2 protein-coding genes and 1 pseudogene are annotated in these 2,975 nt (G+C 70.2%); all 3 read left to right on the forward strand.

Annotated features, from left to right (window positions below; translation table 11 throughout):
- A pseudogene (locus tag ACFQ3T_RS26820) lies at nucleotides 1-317 on the forward strand (DUF5685 family protein); the annotation flags it as partial.
- Nucleotides 318-383: 66 nt separating this feature from the next.
- A complete protein-coding gene (gene uvrB / locus ACFQ3T_RS26825; protein ID WP_380727135.1) occupies nucleotides 384-2,543 on the forward strand; it encodes an excinuclease ABC subunit UvrB in 2,160 nt (719 codons plus the stop codon).
- 8 nt (nucleotides 2,544-2,551) lie between these two features.
- A partial coding sequence (locus tag ACFQ3T_RS26830) for an MmcQ/YjbR family DNA-binding protein (protein WP_380727137.1) occupies nucleotides 2,552-2,975 on the forward strand: 424 nt, incomplete at its 3' end.

Raw genomic sequence — 2,975 nt, forward strand, 5'->3', positions numbered from 1 at the left:
CCGTGCCGCCGCCGTCCGCGCCCGGCCGCGGTGGTCCGCCCGGCCCGCCCGTCCCGCCAACCGGGGGGAAGAAGGGCAGGCGCGGCGACGAGCCCCTGCGCCCCGGCAGCGGGCTGTGGTTCTGGCCCAAGCTGAAGCGCCCGCCGGTGACGCGCGGCGTGCTGCTGGGCTGCCTGGCCGTGCTCTACCAGTGCGGCACGTGCCAGTTCTGCTGCCGCGACCCGCACCCCGGCCCGTTCAGCGGCAAGCCGCGCGAGGCGTGGTGCAACTGCGACTGCTCGTGTCCCGACTGCTCGTGCTGCGACTGCTCCTGCTGACCGTCCCCGCGTCGTCTGACCTGGGCCGATCGAACAGTGTCGTACCCCCGGCGTACCGTCGTACCCGTGGCATTCCCTACCGAGATCCCGGTCAAGGCGCACTCGTCGCATCGTCCCGTCGGTGACATCCCCCGCACCGACGGGAAGTTCCGCGTGGTCAGCGACTACCAGCCGGCGGGCGACCAGCCCGCGGCGATCGCGGAGCTCGAACGGCGCATCCGCGCGGGGGAGAAGGACGTGGTGCTCCTCGGCGCCACCGGCACGGGCAAGTCGGCCACCACGGCGTGGCTGGTGGAGAAGGTGCAGCGGCCCACGCTGGTGATGGCGCCGAACAAGACGCTGGCCGCGCAGCTCGCCAACGAGCTGAAGGGCTACTTCCCGGACAACGCGGTGGAGTACTTCGTCAGCTACTACGACTACTACCAGCCCGAGGCGTACATCCCGCAGACGGACACGTACATCGAGAAGGACTCGTCGATCAACGAGGACGTCGAACGGCTGCGTCACTCGGCCACGATGAGCCTGTTGACCAGGCGTGACGTGATCGTGGTCGCGTCCGTGTCGTGCATCTACGGCCTCGGCACGCCCCAGTCCTACCTCGACCGGTCGATCAAGCTGGAGGTGGGCGGCGAGGTCGAGCGCGACCTGCTGCTCCGCGCCCTGGTCGACATCCAGTACACCCGTAACGACCTCGCGTTCAACCGCGGCACGTTCCGGGTGCGCGGCGACACCGTGGAGATCATCCCGGCGTACGAGGAGCTGGCGCTGCGGGTCGAGTTCTTCGGCGACGAGATCGACAAGCTGTACTACCTGCACCCCCTGACCGGCGACGTGGTGAAGGAGGTCGACGAGCTGCGCATCTTCCCGGCCACGCACTACGTCGCGGGCCCGGAGCGCATGGAGAAGGCGATCCGCAACATCGAGCTGGAGCTCGCGGACCGGCTCGCGACGCTGGAGCGGCAGGGCAAGCTGCTGGAAGCCCAGCGCCTGCGCATGCGCACGTCGTACGACATCGAGATGATGCGCCAGGTCGGCTTCTGCAACGGCATCGAGAACTACTCGCGCCACATCGACGACCGCGGCCCCGGCACCGCGCCCGCCACGTTGATCGACTACTTCCCCGACGACTTCCTGCTGGTCATCGACGAGTCGCACGTCACCGTGCCGCAGATCGGCGGCATGTACGAGGGCGACGCGTCCCGCAAGCGCAACCTGGTGGAGCACGGCTTCCGGCTGCCCAGCGCGTTGGACAACCGCCCGCTGACGTGGGAGGAGTTCGCCGACCGGATCGGCCAGACCGTCTACCTCTCCGCCACGCCCGGCCCGTACGAGATGGGGCAGGCGGGCGGCGAGTTCGTGGAGCAGGTCATCCGCCCGACCGGCCTGGTCGACCCGGAGGTCGTCATCAAGCCGACCGAGGGCCAGATCGACGACCTGGTGCACGAGATCCGGGTGCGGGCGGAGAAGGACGAGCGGGTCCTGGTCACCACGCTGACCAAGAAGATGGCCGAGGACCTCACCGACTACCTGCTCGAACTCGGCATCCGGGTCCGCTACCTGCACTCGGAGGTCGACACGCTGCGCCGCGTCGAGCTGCTGCGGCAGCTGCGCCTGGGCGACTACGACGTGCTGATCGGCATCAACCTGCTCCGCGAGGGCCTTGACCTGCCCGAGGTGTCGCTGGTCGCGATCCTCGACGCGGACAAGGAGGGCTTCCTCCGCTCCGGCACGAGCCTCATCCAGACGATCGGCCGCGCGGCGCGCAACGTGTCCGGCCAGGTCCACATGTACGCGGACCGCGTCACCGACTCGATGCGGCACGCGATCGACGAGACGAACCGCAGGCGGGCCAAGCAGATCGCCTACAACGAGGAGCGCGGCCTCGACCCGCAGCCGCTGCGGAAGAAGATCACCGACATCCTGGAGCAGGTCTACGCCGAGGCGGAGGACGCCATCGCGCCCGGCGGCTCCGGCCGCAACACGTCCCGCGGCAAGAAGCCCACGGGCGACCCCGGCGCGAACGGCCGCACCAGCTCCGGCGTCCTCGTGGACCGCGACCGGGGCACGATGGCGCGGTCCGAGCTGGCCGACCTGGTGCAACAGCTCACCGACCAGATGATGAACGCGGCCCGGGAGCTGCAGTTCGAGCTGGCCGCGCGCCTGCGTGACGAGATCCAGGACTTGAAGAAGGAGCTGCGGGGCATGGACGCGGCCGGGGTCAAGTAACCCGCGCCATGACGCTGGACGACGTGATCGGGCACTGCCTCGCCAAGCCGGGGGCGGAGGAGACGTACCCGTTCGGGGACGACGACCTGTGCGTCAAGGTCGGCGGCCGGATCTTCGCGTTCATCGGGCTGTCGAGCGGCACGGTGGGCGTGAAGTGCGGCGCGACCGCCGAGGAGGCGGGGGAGTGGCGGGCCAGGTACCCGGACGCCATCGAGGTCAGCGCCTACATCGGGCGCCACGGCTGGAACCGGGTCCGCCTCGACGGCACGGTTCCGGCCGACGACGTGCGGGACCTCCTCGACCACTCCTACGACCTGGTCGTCGGGAAGCTGCCGAAGTCGAAGCGCCCGCTCCCACCCGCCGACGCCCCACCCGCTGACGCCCCACCCGCTGACGCCCCACCCGCTGACGCCCCACCCGCTGACGCCCCAC

The organism is Saccharothrix hoggarensis (assembly GCF_042678885.1).
Lineage (GTDB): Bacteria > Actinomycetota > Actinomycetes > Mycobacteriales > Pseudonocardiaceae > Actinosynnema > Actinosynnema hoggarensis.